Below are 3,334 nucleotides of genomic sequence, written 5' to 3'. Positions count from 1 at the left end.
TTATCAGTCAGCGTGCCTGTCTTATCTGTGCAGAGAATATCCATACTCCCGAAGTTCTGAATAGACTCGGGATGTTTCACGATGGCACCTTTTGCAGACATGGCAATCGCCCCTTTTGTCATATTCAATGACAAGATCATGGGGAGGAGCTCAGGAGTCATCCCGACAGCAAGTGCTACCGAGAAGAGAAGTGACTGCAGAATATCCTGTTTAAATAAAGAATTAATAAAAAAGACAATGATAACAAGGCTGAACACGAACTTTGACATCAGGTAACTGAATTGTTTGAGACCATGCTCAAATTCTGTTTCCGGCGGCCTTTCTACCAGTTTCTTTGCTATTTTCCCATATTCTGTAGAGAGACCGGTTTTCGTAATGATCGCCTCTGCCATTCCGCTGATGACAGAGGTTCCAAGAAATACATAATTCTCTGCTTCGGATATTGGTTTATTTTCATCCGAACGCACGTCATTCTTTTCCACCGGATAGGGCTCACCGGTTAATGATGATTCATTCACAAAGAAATCGCGGGTTTTTATTAATCTGGCATCAGCAGGGATCATATCACCTGCTTTGAGGGAGATAATGTCACCAGGTACGAGGTCGACGATAGGAATCTCCTGTTCTTTTCCATCCCTTTTCACACTGGCTCTGGTCAGGATTTTTTTGATGAGCAACTCTGCTGCAGTCTCGGCCTTATACCTCTGGAAAAAATCAAGAATGACACTTATCAGGATGATACTGATAATGATAAGTGCGTTGGTGACTTCGTTTACAATAAGTGAGATAACCGCTGCAAAAAGCAGAATGAGAACAAGAGGATTTTTAAACTGTTCCAGAAACTGAAGAACCGGGGATGGTCTCTTTGTACTGGCAATATCATTTCGGCCATAATACTGTCTTTGATCTTCAGTCTCTTCCGATGTCAATCCCTTTTCAGACGAGTTGAGAACTATATAGAGGTCATCAATCGGAATGGAGTGATAGTTTGTTCCAGAGATCATATCATTTGTCATGGATCTAAACAAAAAAATAGGATCTAATATCCACTCTTTACCGTAGGGATATTATTAATATCGAGATATCTATCATCCGTCTGGGTGTATTGAGGCCATGTAACATCCATCCCACCGATTGGATCACCTGTTTTGGCGAAACGGATCCAGAGATCTATCAGGTTATCCGAGACTAAGGTATTCTCAGGATTCGGGGGTATCGGGACCTTGAATAATAAAATGGTCTCGCTACCATGGAATGCCCCGTAGGGTTGCCCGGGAAGAACATAGGAATATCGGTACAGGTACGTGTTCCTGTCAAGATCTGACATAGATCCCGCCACGAACTTCGCGGCATCAGCAAAGTCATAACGGGTCATGATCTGTTCAAGGCGATACTGAACCTCCTGCGTCGAATTGGCAGGATAATTAGCGAGGACAGAATCTGCATCCTTCCCGAAACGGTTGCGGATATATGTTATATACTCTGGAACAGTCATGTTAGCATCTGCTGCAAGTGTGGTCCCATCATCGGCATTCTGTCCGATCATAAGAGGGAGCGGAGTCTCATTGTGGAGACGGAAGACATTGTCTGGGGCATCAGGGATTAACCATCCGTCAATAGTTGGCTCGAAATGTTTGGAGTTCACGATCTGAAATGAGGAGTTTGGCCAGGGTGTGGCGTTTGTTATATTCTGATAATTCAGTCTCCTCATCTGTGTAATTGCATCCGGACCGGAGTACCCAAGGCTTTTGGCAAAAGTTTCCCCGAGTTGTTCAGCGTCAGCTTTCGAATAGATAGCATCTATTTCTGCTCCATTCGCCCATAACGTGGCGCTCTCGACGATTGCCTGTTCAAAGAGCCTTTTACTCATCGGGCTGGCAAGATGTATAAGGATACTTTCCCCTCCTGCTGATTGTCCGAATATAGTCACCTTGGACGGGTCACCACCGAAGGCTTCGATGTTACGCTGAACCCATTGTAGAGCAGCAATCTGATCTAGAAGCCCATAATTGCCAGAACTATTATATGCGGACTCTCTATCCAGATCCGGATGAGCTAAGAACCCTAGAGCTCCGACCCGGTAATTAGGTATGACGACGACAACTCCTTTCTCTGCAAGAGCAGTGCCGTTATATAGCGGCATAGAGCCTGCAATCTTTCCAAATGCTCCCCCATACAAAAAGACCATTACCGGGAGTTTCTCGTCTGCACTCTTAGCCGGGGTCCATACATTGAGGTACAGGCAGTCTTCGCTCATGTTAAGACTCGGATCCGCAGCGATCGGCTGGGGACAGGCCAGACAATATGCCTTTGTTTCCTTGACACCATTCCAGGGCTTTACAGGCGCAGGAGGTTTCCATCTTAAGTCACCGGTCGGTGGAGCTGCGAACGGTATGCCGAGATAGACCCTGAGCCCGTTCTCCTGTATTCCTGAAATTGACCCGGCATCTGTCTTCACAACACCATGTTCCGATCCATTCTGGGTTGATCCGGCCGAAAATCCGATTATAAGCAGACAGATTACCAGAACAGAACTTATCACTCTCCATTTTTTCATATGACAGCATCTCCTCTTGCTTACCGACATTTGAGTCTGGTTTCCACAAAAGGGATGAATCTTCAGGAAACCAGGCAACACCTTGTAATCCGCACCAGTAACTATAGAACTTTTGTGAATATCTCGGAAAACATGTTAATACTTCGTATTCGAAACATCCAATAGTTCTCTCCTAAACCCGAGGTTTTTCGATGCCAAATAGCCCATTAATTACTCCTATGAATAAAGAAGGCCCTATCTCTGATAACATCTAATAATTAATATATCTCTAATCTGGATCATTTCATTTTTTGATTTTTACCGGAATATATATGCCTAGATACCGATCTCTTTCTATTTGAAAATATTAGAAAACCATTTCATAATGAGGGTCATTTTTTTTCGATAAAAAGTAACGAATGTCTTGATGATTCAAAATGAAGGATTAAGAAGATTATAATAATTTCTATCAGATTATAGTGCAAAGCATAACGATTTAGAATGACCGAAGTGAAACGGAGGTTATTCTAAACCGTGCAACTGAAACGCACTTCATAGTATCTCTAAATTGTCAGGTTATGGCGGGGTATTGAACGGGAAAAATTGACTCATCTTTTAGTTTCAGGCAAAATTGCAGGAAAAAATTTCATATCTCATCACGATGTATGAACCATAATCACTAAATGTTGGAAAATAAAAAAATATAGCGAAGCCGGGAGCTATCTTTGATTGGTTAGCACACACACCTGGCTTCGACGGACTAGCAGAGTAATGGTCGGTTCTTTTTCTTCATCTTAC

General features: G+C 43.3%; 2 protein-coding genes. Both read right to left on the bottom strand.

The annotated features are described in order from the left end of the window. On the bottom strand, positions 1–929 hold a 929-nt coding region (locus tag LUQ50_RS00395; protein WP_300034453.1), incomplete at its 3' end, for an HAD-IC family P-type ATPase. 110 nt (positions 930–1,039) lie between these two features. Next, on the bottom strand, positions 1,040–2,557 hold the full coding sequence (locus LUQ50_RS00390) for a carboxylesterase family protein (protein ID WP_300034451.1): 1,518 nt from the start codon (positions 2,555–2,557) through the stop codon (positions 1,040–1,042). Positions 2,558–3,334: the final 777 nt, after the last annotated feature.

The sequence above is a fragment of the Methanospirillum sp. genome (assembly GCF_028679455.1).
In the GTDB taxonomy this organism is placed as follows: domain Archaea; phylum Halobacteriota; class Methanomicrobia; order Methanomicrobiales; family Methanospirillaceae; genus Methanospirillum.
This window is presented reverse-complemented; position numbering and strand designations above follow the sequence as displayed.